This is a genomic window from Ensifer sp. MJa1, assembly GCF_037026475.1.
In the GTDB taxonomy this organism is placed as follows: Bacteria; Pseudomonadota; Alphaproteobacteria; order Rhizobiales; family Rhizobiaceae; genus Ensifer.
This window is the reverse complement of record NZ_JAKUMO010000036.1, coordinates 1-23,084: the sequence shown is the minus strand read 5'-3', so window position 1 is coordinate 23,084 and position 23,084 is coordinate 1. Positions and strand designations below refer to the sequence as shown.

The following is a 23,084-nucleotide window of genomic DNA, read 5'->3' as shown; positions in this document are numbered from 1 at the left end:
ACCACAGGATGCGACCGGGGAAGACAGCCGACAAGCGACGGCTGTTCTCGTTCATCCGGCGGATCGAGGAGGGCCTATGGCGGGGCGGGAGATGATGCCGTTGATGGACGGTTGAGGAGCGAGGTCCCGGCGACCGTCCGAGTTCAAGTTGATTTCGCCGATAACTGAAGTGGGGAACACCGCGTAGCACAGGCTGCAGACGCTCATGCAGCACGCTTTCGGGCCGTGTGGTTTGCTGTCGACGTGAAGATCGGTTTTAGCCTGCGAGGAGACGGCATGTTGGCTGCCGACAGCGTGTGTCCCGCAACCCACGGGGGCGGCCTGAGTCATAGGCACGAACAGAAACAGAATTGCGACGAGGACGGCCAGCAATTCCCTTGCATGTTTCCGGACGATGTGACTGGCGGCGATCATGATTTGTTTCGACACCCCGTGCTTTCTTCGAGCACAATGCGCAATGACTGCATGCATCGCCTTGACCTTGATCAATCGACGGCGATTGCGGGGCAGATTGCGCCTTCCTCCCACCGTGATAAAGTCTCCCCGCACCAGAGACGGCGGAAGGGCAATCCTCATGACCCCTCCCAATGCGGAACACCTTCCGTTCTTCGTAACCGCTCCCGGCGGAACGGACTACTTGTTCGTCGGTGTCACGATCGCCTTCTTCGTGCTTGTGACGCTGGTGGGCGTCCTCTATCTCCGCCTGCATCACCTGCCTGACCACATCGCGAGCAGGGGGCAAAAGGTCCAGCTAGAACTCGTTGGTGTTCTTGGCCTGATTGCGATGTTCACGCACAACAACGTGTTTTGGATAGCCGCCCTGCTTCTGGCTTTGATAACCGTTCCAGACATCTCGGCGCCTTTGGCGAGCATAGCGCGATCTCTTGCCAAAATAGCGGCTCGCAAACCTGCTACGACTCCCGCGAGCGCTCCGGTATCCGGGACAGCACCGTCCGCCAGCGAACACAGCCTAGTCGCCCGACGCTCGCTGTCTCGCGAGACCGTTGATGAAGCGTCGCCAGGCGACTAGGCTCTGCGGCCATTGGAGTAAACAGGAGCGCATGAGATTGAAGGCGAGAGCACTGGTACTGTCAGCAGCCGTCTTCACCATGGCAATCTCCGCAGCGACGGGCCAATCGACGTCACCAAGAGTGGCTGAGCGACAGCAGGACATGAAGGCGATAGCAGGTGCTGCCAAGACCATCGACGCCATGTTCAAAGGCACCTCGCCATACGATTCGAGGGCCTTCAAGGCGGCTGCCGAGACCATCCGGATGTATTCCGGCGAAAGGCTTGAGGTCCTGTTCGAAGCACCGGTCATCGCCGAAGGCTCCAAGGCCAGCGCCAGCATCGAGGCCGATCGGCCAACGTTCGACAAGCTGGCGGCCGAACTTGGCGTCTATGCGTCGGCGCTTGTTGTCGCAGCCGACCGCAATCCGGCTGTTCTTGCTCCCGAGATGCGAATGAAGGGCGGCGACGTGACAATGGGCGGACCGCTTTCCAAGAGGAAGGCGGCGGCTCCAGATCCGATGAAGATGCCTGCCGAGCACGCCTTCCACATGATGCTGCAGACGTGCACGTCCTGCCACGCCAAGTTTCGAGTGAAGGGCGAGTAACAGCCGTCGCTACAGCAGTTTGCCGAGCTGCCCCTGCTGTTTGCGCCAACCGTGCCGCGTCAATCCGCGCGGTTTGTAAATAGAGAGCACCGTCGTCGTGATCAGCGTGATAATGCCGCCCGCAGCATGAACCACGAGTGAGCGTCGCAAGCTGAGAAGGTCGGCTTCAGCCAACGCCCCTTCGATTGCTGCTGCCGCGACATAGTCGATGATCTCCAATTGCAGCAGCAGAACGACGGCGGTGAGAACCGTCAGCAGGAATTTCGCCAGCACCCAATAGTGTCGGAACAGGCCCCAGGCGGTACCGAGTGCTTGAACCAGCCCGGTCAGGAGCGAGGCGAAAACAAGTGGGACTATGACGAGCCGGGCCACGGATTGCATCGCGACATAGGGACTCAGCGCCGTCTCAAGATCCTCACTGCCGAGCGCGACAAGGGCAAGCACGAGGAAGCAGGTGACGGCGCCCAGCGAGCTGACCGAGGAAATGACGTGGCAAACGAGCATGAACTTTCGGAGGAAAGGCGGCATCGTCACGGTCGGTCACCTGTCAGCGAAGGCTCGCTGTCGGACAGCATGTGGCGGCCTGGTCCGTGCGGGCCGCCGATATCAAAGGCAATCACAACCGCCGCCAGCAAAATCAGGACGGCGACTACGATCCCGGAGAGTTTCACCCAGCGCGGCGCTCCGGGGTAGGGGGACTGATCTGCCATCTTCGCTCGCCTCGTGGCCATGCCTATTTCGATAGCGCAATTCTACCGAGGGATAGCTGAAGTTAGCACTCAACTGTCGACTTCAAAACCAAGGATGCAGATTTGATGTTGGGACGTTGCTAGCAGGCGGTAAAAGCTGGGCGCAGCCCCTGGTCTCGCTAAAACGGCATGACCACAGAGGGGACTCTGGCCTGGAGCCAGCGCCTCGATCGCGGCTGCTAAACGCGTCCGAGGCAATCTGGGCGTCGATATTAGTGAGAGCTATGTTCGCTGTGCTCCACTTCGGCCTTTGCGGGCGTGGCGCTCTGGAACAGCTCGGCGCGGTTCTCGCCGTTCACGACCAGCTTGCCCACCAGCCCGCGTGCCGCCCGCGACAAGGCGTGATCCACGAGGACGTATTCGCCGGGAACCTCCAGCTTCATGTCGACCGCGGCCGCGCCTCCGGGAGGCACGGTGATCGTCTGGACGTCGGAAAGAGGCTCCGTCGTCAACGAGGCCAACTGGTAGACCTTGTCGAAGATTTCTCCGATCACATGGAAGCTGGATGTCTTGTTCGGGCCGCCGACACCGAAGTAGATGCGGACTGTCTCGCCGACCTTCGCCGTCAGTGCATTGTCGCCCGTAAGCGCGTTGGCGGCCCCGTTGAAGATGTAGTATTCCGGGTCTTCCTTGAGGAGCCGTTCGACGCTTTCCGTCAGCTTCCCCTTGGAGCCGTATGGCTGCGACGTGTAGACCTCGCCCTGCATCACGTAGAACTCCCGATCAACGGGCGGCAGGCCGCCTGTTGGTTCGACGAGGATCAGGCCATACATGCCGTTGGCGATGTGATGGGCGGCAAGCGGCACTGCGCAGTGATAGACGTACAGCCCCGGTTTCAGCGCCTTGAATGAGAAGCCCTTCGTTTCTCCCGGTGCGGCATCGGTCGCGACCGCTCCGCCGCCAGGTCCTGTCACGGCGTGGAAATCGACGCTGTGGCGTTCGCTGCTGTCGGCCCGGTTGGACAGTTCCACCTGGATCGTGTCGCCAACGCGGGCACGCACGAACGGACCTGGAACCTTCTTGTTGAACGTCCAGTAGTGGTAGGATGCGCCGTCTGCAAGCTGGCCCGTCACCTCGACCGTGTCCAGTTTCACCGTGATGGTCGCTGGCTCGCTTCTCGCAATCGGCGGTGCCAGGTCGAGGGCAGAACGGACAACATCAAGCGGAGCCTCGGCGCTGCCATTCTCTGTCGGATGATCGTGGGAACCTGCGGCAATGGCTGACGTCCCGGTCGCAGCCAGGAGCGCAAGTGCCAACATTGCATGTGAAGGTCTGGGTGAACGTCTCATGGGGAAGCTCCTGAGCAATGCTTCTTCTGAAAACAGTCAAGACCTCCACGGTCATCCGATCTTTGAGCTGCCGCAATGACGGCAGGTGCTCGCGGGATCGTGATCGTGTGATGCGGTACGCCGCCAACATCAGCGGCCGAACTGTCGTTCTTCACGCCGCTTGAGCGGCGTGTTCCGGCATGTCGGCGGCGTACCCCTATGCTTCAAGCCACGTGGCTGCAGCAGGACTTCTTGAAGGAGGCCTGGTAGCCCGCTTCCTCGATCGCGGAAACAAATGCGTCGGAGGCCACCGGAGAGTCGATCGATGCGGACTTGGCATCGAGATCGACGGCGACCTTGGCGTTGGGGTCGACCGACTTCACCGCTTTTTCGACTGCTCCTGCACAGTGTCCGCAGGTCATGTCGGGGATGTTGAGATGGTACATTCGAGAACTCCTCGTGAAGGATTGATATGGTCGAATGTGGTGCTTCCAACGATGGCAAGGTCAATAGCCCGCCGACAGAATATCTCTCCTGCGCTGCTTCTCCTTCGTCTCGCCCGCCTTTGCGACTTCTGATTTGAGCTTGATCTGCGTCAATGTGAACTGTCTCAGCCGTCGTACCCTCGATACCAGTCGTTTATCGGAGCTTAGGAGAAGCGAAATGACGACACTGCGGACAATCCTGCTGGCGGGCACCGTGCTCATTCTCTCGACGCCAGTCTTTGCTGAAGACGCGCATCACCCCGAGACCTCTGCAGAGCAAACGAGCGAACAAATGGCCCAACCGTCGGATTCGGCGGCGGACCCGAGTTCCATGATGTCCTGCGGCATGATGTCCGGTGACATGATGGGCAACATGATGCGAATGATGGCTGGCGGACCGGGACGAATGAGACCGCCGGGCATGGGGCCGATGGCCGAGATGATGGCTCCCGAACATGTCGAGGGACGGATCGCGTTCCTGAAGACGGAACTCAAGATAACGTCGGAGCAGGAGGCGTCATGGAACGCCTTCGCCGATATTCTGCGTGCCATTGCCGGCGGCATGAAGGATGGCATGATGCAAATGCCAGACCCCATGGGCACGCCGGGCGGGGCCGCAGCGACTCCGTTGGAGCGTCTCGAACGTCGGGAGAGCCTGTTGAACACCCGTCTCGGAGGCGTGCGGAAATTGAAAGCCGCCCTTGAGCCTCTCTATCAATCGTTCGGGGAAGAGCAGAAGCAGATGGCCGACAAGCTGCTCCTGCCTCCGATGATGGGCATGATGTAGGGATCGTGCATGGCACCCGAGAGACGCTGAACTGCTGCCCACCAGCGGTTCAGCGCAAGCAAGGCTAGACGACTCAATTCGCCTTGGAGGAGACGATGACGGAGACGATATTTCGTGCCCGGTCCCTCACCAGAACCTACTTGACCGGCGAAGTCGCCGTGCATGCCCTGCGCGATGTCAGCCTCGACATACAAGCGGGTGAAGTGGTCGTCATGCTGGGGCCGTCAGGGAGCGGCAAGTCGACCTTGCTGAACATCATGGGCGGACTCGATAGACCGACGAGCGGGCAGCTCTTCTTCCGGAACACCGAGCTGACCGCCCTTGGGGAACGAGGGCTCACTCTCTACCGACGTGAGCACGTCGGCGTTGTCTTCCAGTTCTACAATCTCATACCGAGCCTGACCGCTTATGAGAACGTCGCGTTGGTCACAGAAGTATCGGCCAATCCCATGCGGCCCGACGAGGCGCTGGCGCTTGTCGGGCTCGAGCCGCGGCGGAACCATTTCCCCGCGCAGCTCTCGGGAGGAGAACAGCAGCGGGTGGCCATCGCTCGGGCGATTGCAAAACGCCCGGAGGTGTTGCTCTGCGACGAACCGACGGGAGCGCTGGACTCCAAGACGGGCATCCGCGTGATCGACGCGCTGGTCAACGTCAACACCCAGCTCGGGACCACGACGCTGATCATCACCCACAACGCCAGCATCCACGCCGTCGCCGACCGCGTGCTCTTCTTTGCCGACGGATCGATTTCAAAGATTCAGGTGAATGAACGGCGGCTCCCGGCCGCCGCACTGACCTGGTGAGACAATGACTACGCTGGACACCAAACTGAGGCGGGACCTGCGGCGGCTCTGGGGACAGGTCCTTGCCATCGCCCTGGTGATCGCCGGCGGCGTCGCATCCCTTGTGCTGTCGACCGGATCGTTCAGGTCGCTGGATGAGACGCGCACCGCCTACTACGAGCGCTACCAGTTCGCTGACGTCTTCGCGGAGGTGACACGAGCTCCGAAGACGCTCGTCACGCGCATCGCCGAGATTTCGGGCGTCGCCGTGGTCGAAGCCCGGATCGCCAAACTTGCGCTTCTCGACATCCCGGAGTTCCCCGAACCTGCGACCGGGCGCTTCATCTCGCTTCCCGAAAGCGGCTCCCCGCTGCTCAATCGGCTCTACATGCGAGACGGACGTCTGCCTGGCGCGAACGATCTGGGGGAGGTGTTGGTCAACGAGAGCTTTGCGAAGGCGCACGGCTTCGAGCCAGGTGACCGTTTCTCCGCCACGCTCAACGGCCGCAAGCGTGAGCTGACGATCGTCGGCATCGCATTGTCGCCAGAGTATGTCTATGCGATCGGCCCCGGCGACCGGATGCCCGATGATCGCCGCTTTGCGGTAATCTGGATGTCGGAGCGCGCTCTGGCCGAGGTCTTCGGTTTGGAGGGCGCGTTCTCCTCGGTGAGCCTCAAGCTGATGCCGGATGCCGTGGAGACGGAAGTCATCGATGCGCTCGACGATATGCTCGAGCCTTACGGCGGCGGCGCTGCCTACGGACGCAAGGACCAGACCTCGCATGCCTATCTCGAGCACGGGCTCGACATGCTGCGAAACATGAGCCGCACGCTTCCGCCGATCTTCCTCGTCGTCAGCGCTTTCCTCGTGAACCTGACACTCAGCCGACTGGTAGCGCTCGAACGCGAGCAGATCGGTTTGCTCAAGGCGCTTGGGTACTTCGATACGAGCATTGTCGCCCACTATGTGAAATTCGTCGCCGTCGTCGCCCTGATCGGCATCGTCATCGGCAGCGTGGCGGGAACCTGGCTCGGCGTTTACGTCACACGGCTCTTCGGCGATTACTACCGGTTCCCATTCCTCGTCTTCGCCGACAGCCCCGACGTCTATCTCCTCGCTGCGCTCCTCAGCATGTTTGCTGCGCTCGGTGGCGCTTTCCGGTCCCTTCGAGAGATCGTCTCCTTGGCCGCGGCGGTCGCGATGCAGCCTCCGGCTCCTCCGTCGTTCCAGCGCACACTGTTCGGCCGGATGGAGCTTGGCTCTCTGCTGTCTCAACGCATGATGATGATGGTTAGGGGCATGGCACGGAAGCCGATCCGGGCGGTACTTGCGACCCTCGGCATGGCGTTTGCGACCGCCATTCTCGTGGTTTCGCTGTTTATCGGCAATGCCATGGAGGAACTGATCGACGTGACCTATTTCATGGCCGACCGCCAGGATGCGACGATCAGTTTTGCGGAGAAGCGGCCGGAGACGGTTCTGTTCGACGTGAGCAGGCTGCCCGGCGTACTTGCCGCCGAGCCTTATCGGCAGGTCCCCATCCGCATTCGAAAGGGAAGCCGGGAACGCAGGACGCTGCTCTCAGGCAGGCCACCCGGAGCCGATCTCAGCCGTATCATCGATGTCGACCTGCGCACGGTCAGCCTGCCGGAGACCGGGGTGGCGATTTCCGCCTACCTCGGACGTCTTCTCGATGCGCGTGTGGGTGACACCGTCGAAGTGGACCTGCTCGACGGGCGGCGGCGGACCGTCGAGCTGACGGTAGCCGCCCTGGTGGAGGACTACTTCGGCATTGCCGCAATGATGGACAGTCGGACCCTGTCCCGGCTGTTGCGCGAGGCTCCGGTCGCGAACGGTGTCCATCTCAGCGTGGACGACGGCAAGCTTGACCTGCTCTACGAGGCCATAAAGCAGATGCCGACCGTTGCCGGCGTGGCGCTGCAGCGTGTGTCCCTCGTGAACTTCCGTCGGAGCCTCGCGATCATCGTGACGACAATGGCTGGCATCTACACAGGGCTGTCCATCGTGATCGCCTTCGGCGTTGTTTACAACAGCGCACGCATCTCGCTTTCAGAGCACGCACGGGAACTCGCGACGCTGCGAGTCCTTGGCTTCAGCCAGGGTGAGACGATGCGCATCCTGCTTCTCGAACTGTCTGTCATTGTCGCCCTTGCACAGCCGCCGGGCTGGTTGATCGGCTACGGCCTTTCATGGCTCATGAACAAACAGCTTGCCGGGGAGCTGATGCGCGTACCCCTCGTCGTCGAGAATCTCACCTACGTGCTGGCGACCGCGATCATTTTTGTTGCGGCGCTGATCTCGGCGCTTGTCGTCGGGCGTCGGGTCTACGCGCTCGACCTTGTGGCTGTCCTCAAAACTCGGGAATAGGACCATGCAGCGGAACTGGTTGAAACGGGTCGGGTGGCTTGGAGCGATGGGCGTGGCGGCGGTCGCTGTCGCGTGGTTCGCCTGGCCGCGCCCGATTCCCGTCGACACGGCACGGGCGGCGAGGGGCCCAATGGCGGTTACGGTCGACGAGGAGGCAAGAACACGCGTCCGGCATATCTACACCGTGTCCGCTCCGGTTGCCGGAAAGGTTCTGCGGATATCCAGGCCTGATGGCCACGATGGGACTTCCCTCCACGTCGGCGACGCAGTGGTCGAGGGGAGGACGACCGTCGCGGTCATGCAGCCGGTGCCCCCTGGTCTGCTCGATGTCCGTTCCCGTGCGGAACTGGAGGCCGCTCTCGTCGCCGCAAACGCTGTCGTAACCCTGGCTGAGGCGGAGATCCACCGCATCGACGCAGCGGTCAGCTTCGCTCGCACCGAGCTTGCACGTGCGGAGGGACTCGCACGCAGCAACACGATTCCTGCACGGGATCTGGAAAAGGCGAGATTCGATCTCGAGACCATCGAAGCGCAACTCGCGACGGCGAAGGCACAGCTCGAGGTACGACGTCGGGAGCAGGCGGTGGCGTCGGCGCGCCTTCTCGAATCCGGAACGGATGCCGGCACCAATCAGGACTGCTGCGTCAAGGTCAGCGCGCCCGAAAGCGGCCGTGTGCTCAGGATCGTCCAGGAGGACGAAGCAGTTGTTCAGGCTGGCGCGCCCCTCGTCCAGATCGGTGATCCGAGGGACCTCGAGATCGTCGCGGATTTCCTCTCGACCGAGGCCGTCCAGATCAGTGCCGGCGCTGCGGTCACCATTGATGGCTGGGGTGGGCCGGTCCTGCGCGGCCGCGTGATACGCGTCGACCCAGCCGGCTTCGCCAAAGTCTCCGCTCTCGGGATCGAGGAACAGCGCGTCGGCACTGTGATCGATCTCGTCGATCCACCCGAATCCTGGGCACGGCTGGGTCACGACTTCCGCGTCATCGTTCACGTGGCCATCTGGGAATCCAAAGATGCCCTTACATTACCTGTGAGTGCCCTGTTCCGGCGAGGAGACGACTGGGCCGTCTTTGCGGTCAAGGACGGTCGTGCCCGTGCCACGGTCGTGCGCACTGGACAGCGAAACAGCAAACTGGTGGAGGTGCTATCCGGGCTTTCGCCAGGTGATCGGGTCGTGTTGCATCCGAGCGACCGCGTAGTCGACGGCACGGCGATCGCGGAGCGGGAGCCGCGCTGACGACACCGGGTCCGCACCGCTCCAGAGCGCTCGGGTCCGAGCTGGTCACCTTGGTGAATTGACGATGGAAACCTTGGTGAACGATATGATGGGCAGCGGCATGATGCGGGGCAGCGGCTCGGCTCTACAAATCGAAGGATGCCAGGATCGGGCAGGGACCTGACTTGTCCGTGGCGCATTCCCCGACGAGCCGCTGCAATGCTTCCCGCGCGCGCTGAAGTGCGGCGATCCTCGCATCCAGAGCACCGATGCGGTTCCTCGCGAGGTTCCGCGCCCGATCCCTGTCTTCGCCGGAATCCAGATCGAGAAGCTCCTTGATCTCCTCGAGCGTGAAACCAGCCGTCTGCGCCTGTCTGATGAACAGCAGCCGTCGCACGTCCCCGTCACCGTAGCGGCGCACCCCCGTGGACCGCCGCGGTGTGTCCAGCAGCCCGCGCCGCTGATAGTAGCGGATGGTCTCCACGCCCACCTGTCCGGCTGCCGCAAGTTTTCCGATTGTCATTTCCATGGCCTATTGACTCCGTACCATGGTACGGAACGTATTGTCGTGCCAACAGTTTCACAAGAGACAAGGAGACGTGAAATGTTGGACAGGACAAATCCCGGAAATCTCTCCAAGAAGGCCGTGCTCTATCGCATGGTGACGGCCGAGCATACCTGCCCGTACGGACTGAAGGCGAAGGACTTGTTGAAGCGGTCGGGCTATGAAGTCGACGACCGTCACCTGACGACGCGCGAAGAGACGGACGCCTTCAAGGCGGAGCACGGGGTGGCGACCACGCCGCAGGTCTTCATAGGCGACGACAGGGTCGGCGGGTACGACGATCTTCGCCGATTCCTGGGCGAGCCCGTCGCGGACCTATCGCCCGGTGATCGTCCTGTTCGCGTTGACCGCGCTGATGGCGGCAGCCGCCAGCTACGCGGTCAACGGCGATCCGTTCACGCTGCGGGCAGCGGAATGGTTCATCGCCTTCTCGATGGTCGCTCTGGCGATGCTGAAGCTCCAGAACGTCGAGAGCTTCGCAACGATGTTCCTGAACTATGACTTGCTGGCGAAGCGCTGGGTTCCGTACAGCTACATATACCCCTATGCCGAAGGCCTGGCCGGGGTCCTGATGATAGCGGGAGCACTGACCTGGCTGTCGGTTCCGGTTGCGCTCTTCATCGGCACTGTCGGAGCGGCATCCGTCTTCAAGGCCGTCTACATCGACAGGCGGGAGTTGAAATGCGCCTGTGTCGGCGGATCGAGCAACGTCCCCCTCGGCTTCATCTCGCTGACCGAAAACCTGATGATGATCGCAATGGCGATCTGGATGGCTGCAGCCTCGACTGGAATCGTGGTCGGCCATGCCATGTAGACCTTCCACTTCTCCTACCGATCAGTGCGCTTCATTCTGAAGAAGTACCGACGTGATCAGGGATAGCGCGGCCGCCTCGTGCGGCGGTCGGTCGCAACTTTCCGTGACCGTCTTCCAATGAACGCCGCGCTATGCAAGCATAGGCGCATGTTCGTAGTCGTTGCGCTTCGGCGCTTTTTTTGTGTGTTGGCGTTGTTCGGGATCGTGCTTGGTCCCGTGAGCGTCGGCACGGCTGCGAGCGCCATGGCTCTTTCGTCCGACATGCAGATGGATGGAATGACAGGCATGGACGACATGTCCTGTTGCCCGGAGCAGCAACCAGCCCAGAAGAATGATTGCGGAAAGACGTGCCCTCTCGCACTCGTCTGCTCCTCCATCATTCTCGCGCATGGCAGCAAGGCAAATAGCTGGCGCATCGATCTGTCGGCACGCGATCTATCGCATCCGATCCTCCAGGAAAACCGCCTGCCGTCTGCCCTCGTCGAACCTCCGGCGCGACCTCCGAAAGCCTGATCTCACCTTCGATCCACTGGATTCGCTCTGCCTGCACGGCGGAGGTTTCCGACTATCGTATTTTTCAGGGACGCGGCCGAGCGCCCGTCCTGGGTGAGATTTCAATATGACCGCAAAGGTAATTTCCGCGAGGGCAATCCTCGCGTCGCTGGTAATCGCGCTGGCCTCGACCACTGTTTCCCACGCCGCAGCGACGGATTATGAGTTCAAGCTCGTCGAGTCCGAAGTGGCCCACGGACCCGAGGCGACGGTCGCCGTCCGCCTCGTCGACAAGAGAAACGACAAGCCCGTCTCCGACGCCGTGATTTTCACGACCCGGATGGACATGGCACCGGAGGGCATGGAGGCGATGACGACCCCGGTTGAGGCCGTGCCATCGACGGAACCCGGCGTCTATCGGTTCAAGACCAACCTCAGCATGGAGGGCGGCTGGCGCTTCAAGCTCGCGGCAAAGGTCCAGGGCGAGACCGAAACCGTCCAGGGCGAACTGGTTCTGCAGGCCACGCCGTGAAGCCCGTGAAATTCCTGCTCCTCGTTAGCGCCCTCGCCGTTGCCGGCGGGGGAGGCTACGTGGCGGGCACGCGAGGCCTCGCCACCGATTTCAGCAAGCTGTTTTCCGAGCAGGCGCTCGGGGAAACCATGCAGCCCGCGGTCATGTCGACGGGCAACGTGATCTACTACAGGCATCCGGACGGTTCGCCGGAGTACTCGGCCACGCCGCGGGAGACCGCAGACGGTCGGGCTTTCGTCGCCGTGCGCGAGAGCGAGGACGTCTCCTTCGACCCCGGGAAGAAGGCCGCCCCCAAGAAGGCCGAAGCCGCGACGGCGGCGGCCGAGCGCAAGGTTCTCTACTACCGCAACCCCATGGGGCTTCCCGACACCTCCAAGGTGCCGAAGAAGGACTCGATGGGTATGGACTACCTTCCTGTCTATGACGGCGAGGAAGCGGACAGCTCCGTCGTGAAGGTCTCGCTCGGCAAGCTCCAGCGCACGGGCGTGAAGACGGCTGCGGCTGAGAACGCCGTAGTCAGCCGCGAGGTGCGCGTGCCGGGGACGGTCACGTTCGACGAGCGGCTGGTGCGGATCGTCTCGATGCGGGCAAACGCCTTCGTCGATGGCGTCGCCGATGTGACGACGGGTGACCATGTCCGGAAGGGAGACGAGCTGTTCCACTTCTTCTCCAAGGACATCGCCAAGGCCGGGGCCGAATACGCCACGGAACTGCGCGGGGGTGGCAAGCCGGACCTCGACGTCGGTGGCGCGCTGCAACTGCGCAATCTCGGCGTTCCGGAAGAGACGGTAAAGGCCATCGCGCAAAGCCGGACGGTTCCCCGAAGTATCGCGTATCTGTCGCCAAGCGACGGCGTGGTTCTCGAGCGCGGCGCGACGACGGGCATGATGGCCGAGGCCGGAGACGTGCTGTTCCGGATAGCCGACACGTCGAAGGTGTGGGTGATCGCGGACGTGCCCGAGTTCGATGCCGCGAGCATCCGCAAAGACGCGCACGCCACGGTGAGGGTGCGGAACCTGCCGGGCAAGGCGTTCGAGGGCACGGTCGACCTGATCTACCCAGAGCTTCAGTCCCAGACACGGACGGCCAAGGTGAGGATCGAGCTTCCCAACGCCGAAGGCCTCCTGCTCGCAAACATGTACGCCGAAGTTCAGATCGCCTCCGGTGACACCGTCCCGGTCGTCGCGGTACCGAACAGCGCCGTCATCGACACCGGCGACCGGCAGGTGGTGTTCGTCGACAAGGGCGAGGGCCGCTTCGAACCGCGTGACGTCGCGCTCGGAGCGCGCGGTGACGAGAGGACGGAGATCAGGAAAGGGATCGAGGCAGGCGAGAAGATCGTCGTCTCCGCGAACTTCCTGCTCGACGCGGAAAGTAACCTCAATGCGGCGCTGAACGCGCTCACCGCTGGCGAGGCAAAGCCATGATCTCGAACATCATCGCCTGGTCCGCCCGCAATCTGGTGCTGATCATCGTCGGTGCAGCACTGTCGATCGCCGCGGGCATATACTCGCTGCGTTCCCTGCCGCTCGATGCCATTCCCGACCTCTCGGACGTGCAGGTCATTGTCTTCACCGACTATCCCGGCCAGGCACCGCAGGTGGTCGAGGACCAAGTCACCTATCCGCTGACGACGTCGATGCTGACGGTACCGCGGTCGAAGGTCGTTCGTGGCTTCTCGTTCTTCGGCATCTCCTTCGTCTATGTCATCTTCGAGGACGGGACCGATCCCTATTGGGCGCGAAGCCGCGTGCTCGAATACCTGAACGCGGCGGCAAACCGCCTTCCCGAAGGCGTCTCGCCGAGCCTCGGCCCGGACGCGACGGGTGTTGGCTGGGTCTACCAGTACGCCCTTGTCGCCAAGGAGCTGTCTCTGGCCGAACTGCGCTCGCTGCAGGACTGGGTCGTGCGCTTCGCCGCCTCGAAGTCCGAGGGTGTCGCGGAGGTCGCGAGCGTCGGCGGCTTCGTCAAGCAGTATTCCATCGTCGTCGATCCGGCGCGCCTGCGCGCCCAGAACGTGACGCTGAAACAGATTGCCGACGCAGTGCGGGCCAGCAACCGCGACGTCGGCGGGCGGACGGTCGAGATTTCCGAGTTCGAATTCATGGTTCGCGGCCGCGGGTATCTGCAAGGCATCAAGGACATCGAGAACATCGTGCTGATGACCGAAGGCGGTGCGCCGCTGCGCCTCGGCGACGTGGCGCGGGTAGAGACGGTTCCCGACGAGCGGCGCGGCATCACCGAGCTGAATGGCGAAGGCGAGGTCGCAAGCGGCATCGTGCTGCAGCGGGTCGGCGAAAATGCCCTCAACGTCATCGACAGCGCCAAGAAGAGCCTGGCGGCGATCAAGGATAGCCTGCCGGCTGGCACCGAGATCGTGCCCGTCTATGACCGTTCGGAGCTGATCAAGGCGGCGATCGAGACGCTCAAGGGAACGCTGGTCGAGGAGTCGATCATCGTTGCCCTGGTGACGATCGCCTTCCTCCTGCATGTGAGGAGCGCGCTCGTCGCCATCATCATGCTGCCGATCGGTATCCTGATCTCCTTCATCGCGATGCGGGCGCTCGGCATCGGGGCCAACATCATGAGCCTTGGCGGCATAGCGATCGCCATTGGCGCGATGATCGATGCGGCGATCGTGATGATCGAGAACGCCCACAAGCACCTGGAGCGCGCGCCACCCGACAAACCCCGAACTGAAGTCCTGATCAACGCAGCGAGCGAGGTCGGCCCGGCGCTGTTCTTCAGCCTGTTGATCATCACCGTGTCCTTCCTGCCGATCTTCACCTTGGAGTCCCAGGAGGGTCGATTGTTCGGTCCGCTTGCCTTCACCAAGACCTTCGCGATGGCGGCAGCCGCGCTGTTATCGGTGACGCTCGTTCCGGCACTGATGGTCCTATTCGTGCGCGGCCGGATCGTCCCGGAGCACAAGAACCCGCTCAACCGCTTCCTGATCTGGACCTACCGCCCGATCATTCACGGCGTGCTGCGGGCGAAGACGATCACGATCCTGCTTGCGGTCGCGGCGCTCGCCGCAACAGTGTGGCCGGCGCGTCAGATCGGCAGCGAATTCATGCCGACCCTCAACGAAGGCACGCTGATGTACATGCCGACGACCTTGCCCGGCCTGTCGGTGACCAAGGCGGCTGAGCTGATGCAGACGCAGGATCGGATCATCAAGTCCTTCCCGGAGGTCGAGACGGTCTTCGGCAAAGCGGGCAGGGCGCTGACTGCCACTGATCCTGCCCCGACGGAGATGTTCGAGACGATCATCACCCTGAAGCCGAAGTCGGAATGGCGGCAGGGCGTGACCATCGACAGCCTCAAGCAGGAAATGGACGCAGCACTGCAGTTCCCCGGTGTCTCCAATGCCTGGACCATGCCGATCCGCGCCCGCATCGACATGCTGTCGACGGGCATCCGCACGCCCGTGGGTGTCAAGGTCTACGGAACCGACCTCAAGGAGATGGAACGGGTGGCGCGCGACATCGAGACGGTACTGAAGGCCATCCCCGGCACGTCCAGCGCCTACGCCGAGCGTGTCATCGGCGGATACTTCCTCGACATCGTGCCTGACCGTACCGCACTCGGTCGCTACGGCCTCAGCATCGGCGACGTGCAGGATGTCATCGCCACGGCGCTCGGGTCCGAGGTGGTCACCTTGACCGTCGAGGGAAGAGAGCGCTACGGCGTCGCCGTCCGTTACCCGCGGGCGTTCAGAAGCGATCCGCAGTCGATCGCACGCGACATCGAGGTCGCGCTTCCCGGTGGCGGCGCGGTGCCTCTTGGCGCTGTCGCCGACGTCAAGCTCGAGCGCGGTGCGACGACGATCCGAACCGAGAATGGCCAGCTTGCGGTCTACATTTTCGTCGACATCGCCGACCGCGACCTCGGCGGCTATGTCTCCGAAGCTCAAGCAGCCGTCGCGAAGAGCGTATCGCTTCCATCAGGCTATTCGGTCGCCTGGAGCGGGCAGTACGAGTATCTGGAACGGGCGAAAGCGCGCCTTGCGATCGTCGTGCCCCTGACCCTCGCGCTGATCTTCCTGCTGCTCTACCTGAACTTCAAAGCGCTGACCGAGACTCTCATTGTCATGCTGTCGCTGCCCTTCGCGCTGGTTGGCGGCATCTGGCTGATGTGGTGGCTGGGCTTCAACGCCTCGGTGGCGGTGGTTGTCGGCTTCATCGCGCTTGCAGGCGTGGCGGCAGAGACCGGTGTGATCATGCTGATCTATCTGGACCAGGCGCTTCGCGAACGCCGTGAGGAATGCGACCGCGAAAACCGCCCCTTCACGCGGGACGACTTGCATCACGCGATCATGGTCGGAGCGGTGGAACGGGTGCGGCCGAAGATGATGACGGTCGTGGCGATCATCGCGGGACTGGTGCCGATCCTCTGGAGCACTGGGGCCGGATCGGAAATCATGCAGCGCATCGCCGTGCCGATGATCGGCGGCATGATCTCGTCGACGGTGCTGACACTTGCGGTGATTCCGGCGATCTACGGACTGGTGAAGGGCTGGCGGCTGCCAGCCCGCGCCGACGAACGACCCGTCGTCGAAGCCACCGAGATGAGCCTCAAGGAAGCGGCCGAATGAAGGAAGGAGGCCATGATGAACGACATGATGGGTGGCGGCATGATGTGGGGCATGGGTATCGTCGGCATCTTGGGGCTGGCCGTGATCGTGCTCGTGATTGCGGCGCTGATCAAATACGTGTTCTTCCGCTGAGGTCTCGGCACGCATTGCGTCACGCGGTGTTGACGCGCCTGATCTCCTCAGAGGTGCGTTATGTCTTGTATTCTCGGAAGTTCGGCGCGACTCTCGTCGTTATGAAGCGCTCGCTTGTACGACGGCTTGGCCTCTTGCTCCTCGCGGTTTTCGTCGCCGCGGGGATGGGCCTGTCGGCGGCCCAGGCGAGCAGCATGGCTGCGAAGATGGCGACCATGGCGGATATGACGATGTCCGACCACGGTGACTGCCAGGATTGTCCCGACCAGGCAGGCGGGATGAAGGCGATGGCCTGCGGCAAGCTCTGCGCAGCCCCTGTTGCCGCGACGCTGCCCACGGCGGCGTACGTCCTGGCCGGAGACAAGCCTGCTCCGGTTGCCGCCCGCGATCCGCTTCTCTTCGGCAGGGTCTGGCCGCCCGATCCCGCCCCACCACGAACCTTCGACATCGGCTGATTTTCCGACGGTCGCGGCTAAGCGACCCGCCGGATGAGCGAACCCATGCGCGGCAACGCAGATGCGTTGTCTACGATGATCGGAAGGATCGAACGTGAATAGTGAATCCAATTGCCCTGTTTCGCGCCGGGGGCTGCTCCAGGCGGGCGGAGCTCTTCTGCTGGCAGCGGCGCTGCCACCCAACCGGGCGCACTCGGCGTCTTCTTCGAATGATTACAAGATCTCTGTTGCACCTGACCGCGCGCGCCTTGCGGGTCAGGATCGGCCTGAAACGGACGTCTGGACCTACAACGGAACCGTGCCTGGTTCGCTGGTGCGCCTTCGCCAGGACGTACCCGCGCGTCTCGTCGTCGAAAACCGCCTCGACCAGGAGACGACGGTCCACTGGCACGGCATCCGGCTTCCCAATGCCATGGACGGTGTGCCAGGCCTGACGCAGCCGCCGATCAGGCCGGGAGAAAGCTTCGTCTACGAGTTCACGCCGCCGGATGCTGGAACCTTCTGGTATCACCCGCACGCCAACAGCCTCGAGCAGCTCGGCCGCGGTCTCGCCGGAGCGCTGATCGTCGAGGAGAGCGAACCGGTCACCGTCGACCGCGACCTTGTCTGGATGCTTTCCGACTGGCGGCTGACCGAAGACGGCGGCATTGCCTCCGGGTTCGGCAACCGGATGGAAGCGGGGATGTCCGGCCGCGTCGGCAATACGGTGACGCTCAACGGCCGGGTGTCGGAGGCCGAATCTTTCCGGTCGGGTGAGCGCGTACGGCTGCGTCTCGTCAACGCGTCGCTCGCTAGGATCATGGCGCTGCGCTTCGATGGACACCGGCCCGTCGTTGTGGCGGTCGACGGCCAGCCCTGCGATCCCCACGACCCCGACAGCGGCCGCATCTTTCTCGGTCCGGCCATGCGGGTCGACCTTGTGCTCGACATGCAAGGAGAACCCGGACGGCGCTACGACGTCATCGATGATTTCTACGATGGCCTGTCTTATCGGCTGACGCAGCTCGTCTACGAGAAGCCACCGGTCCGCGAGCACTCTCTCGACGCTCCGCTTGCGTTGCCCCGCAATCCTTTGCCCGAACCCGATCTCGCCTCGGCAGAGCGCCACAGGCTGACGCTCCAGGGCGGCATGATGAGCGCGATGATGGGTAGCGGGGACATGCAGGGCGGAATGATGGGTGGGGGCGGGATGATGGGCATGGGCCATGGTGCTGTCTGGGCGATCAACGGCCAGTCGATGACCGGGGATGGCCATGCGGGAATGGAGCCTGCTCTCGCTTTTGAACGCGGCCGCAGCGTCGTGCTGGAACTGCGCAACGAGACCACCTGGTGGCACCCGATGCACTTCCACGGCCATAGCCTCAGGGTCTTGAGCCGCAACGGCAGGCCGGTCCCGCATCGCCAATGGCAGGACACGGTGCTGATGGCCCCGAAGGATGTCGTCGAGGCCGCCTTCGTTGCTGACAACCCGGGTGACTGGATGCTGCATTGCCACGTCATGGACCACCAGATGTCGGGCATGATGACCGTGCTGCGCGTCGCCTGAACCAAACAGAACTACGCAAGGAGAACCGATTATGAATCCTTCAATCCGCTTCGCCAGTCTCGCCGCTTTCATGGCCTTCGCCGCGCCGGCGATTGCCGATCCGCTGCAGGCCACGCTTTACAAGAACCCGCAGTGTGGCTGCTGCGAGGGCTATGCCGCCTACCTGCGCGAGAACGGCTTTAACGTCGACGTCAAGCCGACCAATGATCTTCTCGAGATCAGCCGCAAGGCGGGGGTCCCGGAAAACATGCAGGGCTGCCATACGATGTTCATCGACGGCTACGTGGTCGACGGGCATGTGCCTGCGACCATCGTGCGCAAGCTCCTCAAGGAGCGGCCGCCGATCGCAGGCATCACCTTGCCTGGAATGCCCATGGGCTCGCCCGGTATGGCCGGCACGAAGACCGAACCGTTCGTGATCTACACGGTGCCAAAGGACGGCAAGAAACCGGAGGTTTACGCCACGGAATGACTAAGATGGCCCGCATCTTCACGGCCAGTGCCCTCGGCCCGCGCCGCAGACTATTGCTTCTGCTGGTGGTCCTGGGCTTCGCCGGGCTTGCGGGCATATTCATGCTTCGCGGCCCCAACGGCCCGGCGCTTGAGGGGATTCCTAAGGGCTTCGTACTCAGCGATGTCCCGCAGGCCGTCCCGGATGTTCGGTTTAGCGACGGCGTGGGGCGGCCGCGTGCGCTTGCGGATTTCCGCGGCAAGGTCGTGTTGCTCAACATCTGGGCCACCTGGTGCCTGCCGTGCCGGGAAGAGATGCCGACGCTCGACCGGCTGCAGGCGGCATTGGGCGGGGACAGGTTCGAGGTCGTCGCGCTGTCGATCGACCGAGGTGGGGTCGACGCCGTGAAGAAGTTCTACGCCGAGATCGACATCCAGCATCTTGCGATCCATGTCGACACGTCCAGCCAGGTCGGCTTCGCGGTGGCGACGGCTGGCCTGCCGACGACCCTGTTGATCGATGCCGAGGGCAGGGAGCTTGGACGGTTGATTGGCCCCGCCGAATGGGACGCGCCGGACATGGTCGCATTCCTGAAATCCGTCGTCGAAAAGGGACAGGCGCGTCTGGCGGCTCCTGAGAACAAGGAGAAATCTCCATGAGCATACCCCATTCAGCAGAAGCGCATCCGCGCGTACCGTGGCATCCGCTCGCCGACAGGCTTCCTTCCTGGCTGCGGGACCGGCGAGGGCTCGTCGTCTTCGGAGCCCTCGTGTATTCTCTGGGCGTTGCCTTCAACTGGAGCTGGCTCATCGCCGCCGGCGTTGCGCCGCTGCTGCTGAGCGTACTGCCCTGCGTCGCCATGTGCACGCTCGGACTCTGCATGAACCGCATGGCTGGCTCTCAGGACAAGGTGTCGTCGGCCAGTTCCTCGGAAATCGACGATGCCTCCGCTTCACTCGCGGTTTCGTGCTCATGCTGCTCCTCCAGGCAGGGCGATACCACCGCCGTTGGAAGGTGACCCATGCGCGCATTGCATTCAGCCCTGATTGCCGTCGCGGTGACAATGGCTTCCGCCACCCAGGTGTTGGCGCACTCGCTCGAGGAGGTCGATCAGGACCTCCGCGCCAAGGAGACATATTTCCAGGCGGTCGACAGCGAAGCGCCCGGTTTCACGTTACAGGATGCGGCCGACCGTACCGTCAGCCTCTCCGACCTGCGCGGCAAGGTCGTCGTTCTGAATTTCGTCTACACCAACTGCCCGGACGTCTGTCCGCTCCATGCGGAGCGGGTCGCCGAGCTGCAGATGATGATCAACCAGACGCCGATGAAGGCGATGGTCGAGTTCGTCACCATCACCACCGACCCCAAGCGCGACATGGGAGAGGTTCTGCGCGGCTACGGCCAGGCGCATGGTCTTGATCCGGTGAATTGGGTCTTCCTGACCGCAGCGCCGGGTCAGCCCGAAGACAGCACCCGTAAGATCGCCGAAGCCTACGGCCTCAAGTTCACCGAGAGCGAGGAGGGCATGCAGATGCACGGGATCGTCACACACGTGATCGACCAGGACGGCCGCCTCCGCGCCCGCTTCCACGGATTGAAATTCGAGCCGGTCAATTTGGTGGTCTTTGTCAACGCGCTCACCAACAGAACGCAGAAACCTCACGGCCACAAAGAGCCGGGTTTGTGGGAAAACTTGAAGGGATTGTTACAATGACGACCGACATGCCCAATGATCCGACACCCGTTTCGTCCGGGGTCCCACCCGCGAAGTCGGCCCGAAGCCTGAAACCCTGGGTGTTTGGTTCCTTTGCACTTGCCGGGATTTCGGCGGTCCTTTCGGCCCTGGCACTGCTGTTTGCTGCGGGGATTCTGCCGCCCCTTCGAGATGGCACAGACTTCCAACTCGACCTGCGCAGCTATCTCCTCGCCAATCCCGAAGTCATCATTGAATCCGTGAACGGCATGGAAGCCCGCCGCCAGGCCGCGGCAGAGAACGAGTTGACCGCCATCATCACGCAGCGGCATGACGAAATCTTCAATGACCCTGGCTCACCGGTTGGGGCCAATCCCAACGGCGACGTCACCCTTGTCGAATTCTTCGATTACAACTGCCCCTATTGCCGCCGCGCGATGCCGATCCTTGACAGTCTCGAGAGGGAGGACAAGGGACTGCGCCTTGTCTTCAAGGAATATCCGATTCTCGGTCCCGGTTCGGTCTTCGCCGCCCGCGCCGCCCTCGCCAGTCAGAAGCAGGCCAAGTATCTGGCCTTCCATAAGGCCATGATGGCCTACCAGGGCCGCATCACCGAGACTTCCAGCCTGGAAGTGGCGGCCGAGGTCGGGATTGATGTCGAGCAGTTGAAGACGGACATGCAAGACCCGGCGATTGATGCGATCATCAGACGCAACCTCGCACTCGCGCAAGCCTTGCGCATCGCGGGCACGCCGAGCTTTGTCGCCGGCAAGGAAATCGTGCGGGGTCTTACCGATTCCGGCGCGATGAAGCGGCTGATCGCTTCGGCACGGGGGAGTTAGGGCATCGATGTCGGCGATTTCCAGTATCGGCCTGATTACGGCCTTCTCGGCGGGATTGATCTCGTTCCTGTCGCCCTGCGTCCTGCCGCTGGTGCCGGGATATATCTCCTACGTCTCTGGCCAGGCGCTTGGCCGACAGGGTGTTGCGGGTGCCGGCCGGCTCGCGACACTGCTGCTCAGCCTCTGCTTCGTCCTTGGGTTCTCGGCGGTCTTCGTCGCACTTGGCGCGACCGCGACCGCCTTCAGCCGACTTCTTCTTCTCTATCGATACGAGGCAACGCTCATCGGTGGCGCGATCGTCATTGTTCTCGGCGTGTTCATGACCGGTCTCGTCCGCATGCCCTGGTTCGAACGCGACCTCCGCTTCCATGGCAGCATCCGAGGCGGACGGCCGCTTGGTGCGTTGCTGCTGGGACTGGCCTTCGGGTTCGGCTGGACCCCGTGCATCGGTCCGGTGCTGGGTGCAATCCTCACCGTCGGCGCGCTGTCGTCGACGGCGACGGCGGGCATCGTTCTCCTCGCCGTCTATTCGCTCGGCCTCGGCGTTCCGTTCCTGCTGTCGGCGGCCTTTGCCGATCACCTGATGCAGCGCCTGAAAGCCATGCGCAAGCTGGGGCGGGCGCTGCAGGTCGGCGCGGGCGGTGTGATGGTCGCGATGGGAATCGCCATGATCACCGGCACAATGACGGCTTTCTCGTTCTGGCTTCTGGAGAACGTGCCGATGCTTGCCCGTCTCGGATGAAACGAGGAAACGGCAATGACAAGCCATCAACTACCCGATCCTGATTCTCCCGTCCTCGAGGAAGGCATAAGGCGGGACCTGAAGGTTGCGCGGTGCGGGGCCTTTTCGAACTCGTCCCGAAGTATCGTAGATCGAGCCGTGGCAAGGGCAGAACCAGCCACCGTAAGGGCCGCGCGGATCGCTGTCCTTCTGACCAAGCGGAATGCAGCCGAGGTGGGTACAGACACCCACTAAGATCAGCCATTCCGGCCGCGGCGCGCGTTCACCGTCGGTGATGGGATCGATCAGATCCGGATTGCCGTCGTCCTCCCGGGCCTGGGCCACCATCGCGTCCGTCCGGTGAACGATGAAGACTGGTTTTCCGCGCCATTTGATAGTGATGCGGTGGCCAGGCTCGATCAGCGAGATATCGATCTCCACCGCGGCCAGTGCGGCGACGTCGGCCGATGGCTGCATACCGTCGATAAACGGCCAGAGGAATGCGGCGGACCCGACGAGGGTGGCCATACCCGTGCAAATGTAGAGAAAATCGCGACGGGTCGGCTCGCGCGGTTGCTCGATCTTGTTGACGGCATCGGTCATGTCACCACCGTCCGGAGGACTTCATCCTTTCTCTGCCGTTCATCGCCCCATTAATTTTCCGCCTCTCTTTTGGTCACGTCAACGTTTCATGGAGTGAGGTGAACTCGAGACGTGAGCGGGCGAAATTTGACTGCAATCTGGCGCGCAGGGCTTTTCACTGATCGCTTCCCGGCGATCGCGAAGGATCTCGCATTTCAATGCACCCGAGCTTGCGTCTAGGCTGGGAATTATCATGCGAGTTCCATAATAGAACTTATGCGATATGTTATTGTAGCCGGGTACATTCTATTTCCAAGTGCGACATGCCAATGATTTCAATGGGTTCCCCTTGGAGATTTTGGAATGT

25 protein-coding genes and 1 pseudogene are annotated in these 23,084 nt (G+C 62.6%); 19 read left to right on the top strand and 7 right to left on the bottom strand.

Features of this window, described 5'->3' with window-relative positions:
• Nucleotides 1-51: 51 nt before the first annotated feature.
• On the bottom strand, nucleotides 52-576 hold the full coding sequence (locus MKZ91_RS29695; RefSeq protein ID WP_336174615.1) for a hypothetical protein: 525 nt from the start codon (nucleotides 574-576) through the stop codon (nucleotides 52-54).
• Here MKZ91_RS29695 and MKZ91_RS29690 point away from each other — a divergent pair.
• Both MKZ91_RS29690 and MKZ91_RS29685 read left to right on the top strand, forming a co-directional pair.
• Nucleotides 575-1,030, top strand: coding sequence for a hypothetical protein (locus MKZ91_RS29690; RefSeq protein WP_336174614.1), 456 nt, complete (start codon nucleotides 575-577; stop codon nucleotides 1,028-1,030). The two genes, MKZ91_RS29695 and MKZ91_RS29690, sit on opposite strands and share 2 nt — an antisense overlap.
• A 31-nt stretch (nucleotides 1,031-1,061) precedes the next feature.
• A complete protein-coding gene (locus MKZ91_RS29685; protein ID WP_336174613.1) occupies nucleotides 1,062-1,616 on the top strand; it encodes a c-type cytochrome in 555 nt (184 codons plus the stop codon).
• Between the two features lie 9 nt (nucleotides 1,617-1,625).
• On the opposite strand, the gene MKZ91_RS29680 is transcribed toward MKZ91_RS29685, so the two are convergent.
• The 4 genes from MKZ91_RS29680 to MKZ91_RS29665 all read right to left on the bottom strand — a co-directional run bounded on the left by MKZ91_RS29680 (nucleotide 1,626) and on the right by MKZ91_RS29665 (nucleotide 4,079).
• On the bottom strand, nucleotides 1,626-2,144 hold the full coding sequence (locus tag MKZ91_RS29680) for a hypothetical protein (protein ID WP_336174629.1): 519 nt from the start codon (nucleotides 2,142-2,144) through the stop codon (nucleotides 1,626-1,628).
• 2 nt (nucleotides 2,145-2,146) lie between these two features.
• Nucleotides 2,147-2,326, bottom strand: a complete 180-nt coding sequence (locus tag MKZ91_RS29675) for a hypothetical protein (protein WP_336174612.1) — start codon at nucleotides 2,324-2,326, stop codon at nucleotides 2,147-2,149.
• Between the two features lie 251 nt (nucleotides 2,327-2,577).
• The gene (gene nirK, locus MKZ91_RS29670) at nucleotides 2,578-3,654 is read right to left on the bottom strand and encodes a copper-containing nitrite reductase (protein WP_336174611.1); all 1,077 of its coding nucleotides are present in this window, start codon (nucleotides 3,652-3,654) and stop codon (nucleotides 2,578-2,580) included.
• A 203-nt stretch (nucleotides 3,655-3,857) separates the two neighbouring features.
• Nucleotides 3,858-4,079, bottom strand: coding sequence for a heavy-metal-associated domain-containing protein (locus MKZ91_RS29665; RefSeq protein ID WP_336174610.1), 222 nt, complete (start codon nucleotides 4,077-4,079; stop codon nucleotides 3,858-3,860).
• 217 nt (nucleotides 4,080-4,296) lie between these two features.
• Between MKZ91_RS29665 and MKZ91_RS29660 the strand changes: the two genes are divergently transcribed.
• The 4 genes from MKZ91_RS29660 (at nucleotide 4,297) to MKZ91_RS29645 (ending at nucleotide 9,316) form a co-directional block, all read left to right on the top strand.
• Nucleotides 4,297-4,905, top strand: a complete 609-nt coding sequence (locus MKZ91_RS29660) for a Spy/CpxP family protein refolding chaperone (protein WP_336174609.1) — start codon at nucleotides 4,297-4,299, stop codon at nucleotides 4,903-4,905.
• Between the two features lie 95 nt (nucleotides 4,906-5,000).
• Nucleotides 5,001-5,708: an ABC transporter ATP-binding protein gene (locus MKZ91_RS29655; protein ID WP_336174608.1), complete on the top strand. Its 708-nt coding sequence runs from the start codon at nucleotides 5,001-5,003 to the stop codon at nucleotides 5,706-5,708.
• Nucleotides 5,709-5,712: 4 nt separating this feature from the next.
• The gene (locus MKZ91_RS29650) at nucleotides 5,713-8,076 is read left to right on the top strand and encodes an ABC transporter permease (protein WP_336174607.1); all 2,364 of its coding nucleotides are present in this window, start codon (nucleotides 5,713-5,715) and stop codon (nucleotides 8,074-8,076) included.
• A gap of 4 nt (nucleotides 8,077-8,080) precedes the next feature.
• Complete coding sequence (locus tag MKZ91_RS29645) at nucleotides 8,081-9,316, top strand: efflux RND transporter periplasmic adaptor subunit (RefSeq protein ID WP_442892366.1); 1,236 nt, start codon at nucleotides 8,081-8,083, stop codon at nucleotides 9,314-9,316.
• A gap of 124 nt (nucleotides 9,317-9,440) precedes the next feature.
• Here the strand turns inward: MKZ91_RS29645 and MKZ91_RS29640 are convergent, their stop codons facing one another.
• On the bottom strand, nucleotides 9,441-9,824 hold the full coding sequence (locus MKZ91_RS29640; protein WP_336174605.1) for a MerR family transcriptional regulator: 384 nt from the start codon (nucleotides 9,822-9,824) through the stop codon (nucleotides 9,441-9,443).
• Between the two features lie 75 nt (nucleotides 9,825-9,899).
• Here MKZ91_RS29640 and MKZ91_RS29635 point away from each other — a divergent pair.
• The 13 genes and pseudogenes from MKZ91_RS29635 to MKZ91_RS29575 all read left to right on the top strand — a co-directional run bounded on the left by MKZ91_RS29635 (nucleotide 9,900) and on the right by MKZ91_RS29575 (nucleotide 22,156).
• Nucleotides 9,900-10,674 (top strand): annotated as a pseudogene (locus MKZ91_RS29635) (glutaredoxin family protein).
• Nucleotides 10,675-10,821: 147 nt separating this feature from the next.
• Nucleotides 10,822-11,187, top strand: coding sequence for a hypothetical protein (locus MKZ91_RS29630; RefSeq protein WP_336174628.1), 366 nt, complete (start codon nucleotides 10,822-10,824; stop codon nucleotides 11,185-11,187).
• Nucleotides 11,188-11,293: 106 nt separating this feature from the next.
• A complete protein-coding gene (locus MKZ91_RS29625; protein ID WP_112977187.1) occupies nucleotides 11,294-11,698 on the top strand; it encodes a FixH family protein in 405 nt (134 codons plus the stop codon).
• On the top strand, nucleotides 11,695-13,125 hold the full coding sequence (locus MKZ91_RS29620) for an efflux RND transporter periplasmic adaptor subunit (RefSeq protein ID WP_336174604.1): 1,431 nt from the start codon (nucleotides 11,695-11,697) through the stop codon (nucleotides 13,123-13,125). Before MKZ91_RS29625 ends, MKZ91_RS29620 begins: the two co-directional genes overlap by 4 nt.
• Nucleotides 13,122-16,295 (top strand): efflux RND transporter permease subunit, encoded by a 3,174-nt coding sequence (locus tag MKZ91_RS29615; protein WP_336174603.1) that lies wholly within the window; start codon nucleotides 13,122-13,124, stop codon nucleotides 16,293-16,295. The genes MKZ91_RS29620 and MKZ91_RS29615 overlap by 4 nt, the downstream gene beginning before the upstream one ends.
• Nucleotides 16,296-16,621: 326 nt before the next feature.
• Nucleotides 16,622-16,882, top strand: coding sequence for a hypothetical protein (locus MKZ91_RS29610; protein ID WP_336174602.1), 261 nt, complete (start codon nucleotides 16,622-16,624; stop codon nucleotides 16,880-16,882).
• Between the two features lie 94 nt (nucleotides 16,883-16,976).
• The gene (locus MKZ91_RS29605) at nucleotides 16,977-18,428 is read left to right on the top strand and encodes a multicopper oxidase family protein (RefSeq protein ID WP_336174601.1); all 1,452 of its coding nucleotides are present in this window, start codon (nucleotides 16,977-16,979) and stop codon (nucleotides 18,426-18,428) included.
• Between the two features lie 31 nt (nucleotides 18,429-18,459).
• Nucleotides 18,460-18,900 carry a DUF411 domain-containing protein gene (locus MKZ91_RS29600; protein WP_336174600.1) on the top strand — a complete coding sequence of 147 codons (441 nt, stop codon included), beginning with the start codon at nucleotides 18,460-18,462 and terminating at the stop codon, nucleotides 18,898-18,900.
• 5 nt (nucleotides 18,901-18,905) lie between these two features.
• The gene (locus MKZ91_RS29595) at nucleotides 18,906-19,538 is read left to right on the top strand and encodes a TlpA family protein disulfide reductase (RefSeq protein ID WP_336174599.1); all 633 of its coding nucleotides are present in this window, start codon (nucleotides 18,906-18,908) and stop codon (nucleotides 19,536-19,538) included.
• Complete coding sequence (locus tag MKZ91_RS29590; protein WP_336174598.1) at nucleotides 19,535-19,897, top strand: hypothetical protein; 363 nt, start codon at nucleotides 19,535-19,537, stop codon at nucleotides 19,895-19,897. Before MKZ91_RS29595 ends, MKZ91_RS29590 begins: the two co-directional genes overlap by 4 nt.
• A 3-nt stretch (nucleotides 19,898-19,900) precedes the next feature.
• On the top strand, nucleotides 19,901-20,593 hold the full coding sequence (locus MKZ91_RS29585) for an SCO family protein (RefSeq protein WP_336174597.1): 693 nt from the start codon (nucleotides 19,901-19,903) through the stop codon (nucleotides 20,591-20,593).
• The gene (locus tag MKZ91_RS29580; protein WP_336174596.1) at nucleotides 20,590-21,414 is read left to right on the top strand and encodes a DsbA family protein; all 825 of its coding nucleotides are present in this window, start codon (nucleotides 20,590-20,592) and stop codon (nucleotides 21,412-21,414) included. The genes MKZ91_RS29585 and MKZ91_RS29580 overlap by 4 nt, the downstream gene beginning before the upstream one ends.
• Nucleotides 21,415-21,421: 7 nt before the next feature.
• Entirely contained in the window at nucleotides 21,422-22,156 is a 735-nt protein-coding gene (locus MKZ91_RS29575; RefSeq protein ID WP_336174595.1) for a cytochrome c biogenesis CcdA family protein, read from the top strand.
• 30 nt (nucleotides 22,157-22,186) lie between these two features.
• Here the strand turns inward: MKZ91_RS29575 and petA are convergent, their stop codons facing one another.
• Complete coding sequence (gene petA / locus MKZ91_RS29570; protein ID WP_336174594.1) at nucleotides 22,187-22,738, bottom strand: ubiquinol-cytochrome c reductase iron-sulfur subunit; 552 nt, start codon at nucleotides 22,736-22,738, stop codon at nucleotides 22,187-22,189.
• Nucleotides 22,739-23,084: the final 346 nt, after the last annotated feature.

What these genes read in the sequence shown, in the direction of transcription:
- MKZ91_RS29690 (WP_336174614.1), top strand. Translation starts at nt 575, where the DNA reads ATGACCCCTCCCAATGCGGAACACCTTCCGTTCTTCGTAACCGCTCCC.
- MKZ91_RS29695 (WP_336174615.1), bottom strand. Translation starts at nt 576, where the DNA reads ATGAGGATTGCCCTTCCGCCGTCTCTGGTGCGGGGAGACTTTATCACG.
- MKZ91_RS29685 (WP_336174613.1), top strand. Translation starts at nt 1,062, where the DNA reads ATGAGATTGAAGGCGAGAGCACTGGTACTGTCAGCAGCCGTCTTCACC.
- MKZ91_RS29680 (WP_336174629.1), bottom strand. Translation starts at nt 2,144, where the DNA reads ATGCCGCCTTTCCTCCGAAAGTTCATGCTCGTTTGCCACGTCATTTCC.
- MKZ91_RS29675 (WP_336174612.1), bottom strand. Translation starts at nt 2,326, where the DNA reads ATGGCAGATCAGTCCCCCTACCCCGGAGCGCCGCGCTGGGTGAAACTC.
- nirK (WP_336174611.1), bottom strand. Translation starts at nt 3,654, where the DNA reads ATGAGACGTTCACCCAGACCTTCACATGCAATGTTGGCACTTGCGCTC.
- MKZ91_RS29665 (WP_336174610.1), bottom strand. Translation starts at nt 4,079, where the DNA reads ATGTACCATCTCAACATCCCCGACATGACCTGCGGACACTGTGCAGGA.
- MKZ91_RS29660 (WP_336174609.1), top strand. Translation starts at nt 4,297, where the DNA reads ATGACGACACTGCGGACAATCCTGCTGGCGGGCACCGTGCTCATTCTC.
- MKZ91_RS29655 (WP_336174608.1), top strand. Translation starts at nt 5,001, where the DNA reads ATGACGGAGACGATATTTCGTGCCCGGTCCCTCACCAGAACCTACTTG.
- MKZ91_RS29650 (WP_336174607.1), top strand. Translation starts at nt 5,713, where the DNA reads ATGACTACGCTGGACACCAAACTGAGGCGGGACCTGCGGCGGCTCTGG.
- MKZ91_RS29645 (WP_442892366.1), top strand. Translation starts at nt 8,081, where the DNA reads ATGCAGCGGAACTGGTTGAAACGGGTCGGGTGGCTTGGAGCGATGGGC.
- MKZ91_RS29640 (WP_336174605.1), bottom strand. Translation starts at nt 9,824, where the DNA reads ATGGAAATGACAATCGGAAAACTTGCGGCAGCCGGACAGGTGGGCGTG.
- MKZ91_RS29630 (WP_336174628.1), top strand. Translation starts at nt 10,822, where the DNA reads ATGTTCGTAGTCGTTGCGCTTCGGCGCTTTTTTTGTGTGTTGGCGTTG.
- MKZ91_RS29625 (WP_112977187.1), top strand. Translation starts at nt 11,294, where the DNA reads ATGACCGCAAAGGTAATTTCCGCGAGGGCAATCCTCGCGTCGCTGGTA.
- MKZ91_RS29615 (WP_336174603.1), top strand. Translation starts at nt 13,122, where the DNA reads ATGATCTCGAACATCATCGCCTGGTCCGCCCGCAATCTGGTGCTGATC.
- MKZ91_RS29610 (WP_336174602.1), top strand. Translation starts at nt 16,622, where the DNA reads ATGGCTGCGAAGATGGCGACCATGGCGGATATGACGATGTCCGACCAC.
- MKZ91_RS29600 (WP_336174600.1), top strand. Translation starts at nt 18,460, where the DNA reads ATGAATCCTTCAATCCGCTTCGCCAGTCTCGCCGCTTTCATGGCCTTC.
- MKZ91_RS29595 (WP_336174599.1), top strand. Translation starts at nt 18,906, where the DNA reads ATGGCCCGCATCTTCACGGCCAGTGCCCTCGGCCCGCGCCGCAGACTA.
- MKZ91_RS29590 (WP_336174598.1), top strand. Translation starts at nt 19,535, where the DNA reads ATGAGCATACCCCATTCAGCAGAAGCGCATCCGCGCGTACCGTGGCAT.
- MKZ91_RS29585 (WP_336174597.1), top strand. Translation starts at nt 19,901, where the DNA reads ATGCGCGCATTGCATTCAGCCCTGATTGCCGTCGCGGTGACAATGGCT.
- MKZ91_RS29580 (WP_336174596.1), top strand. Translation starts at nt 20,590, where the DNA reads ATGACGACCGACATGCCCAATGATCCGACACCCGTTTCGTCCGGGGTC.
- MKZ91_RS29575 (WP_336174595.1), top strand. Translation starts at nt 21,422, where the DNA reads ATGTCGGCGATTTCCAGTATCGGCCTGATTACGGCCTTCTCGGCGGGA.
- petA (WP_336174594.1), bottom strand. Translation starts at nt 22,738, where the DNA reads ATGACCGATGCCGTCAACAAGATCGAGCAACCGCGCGAGCCGACCCGT.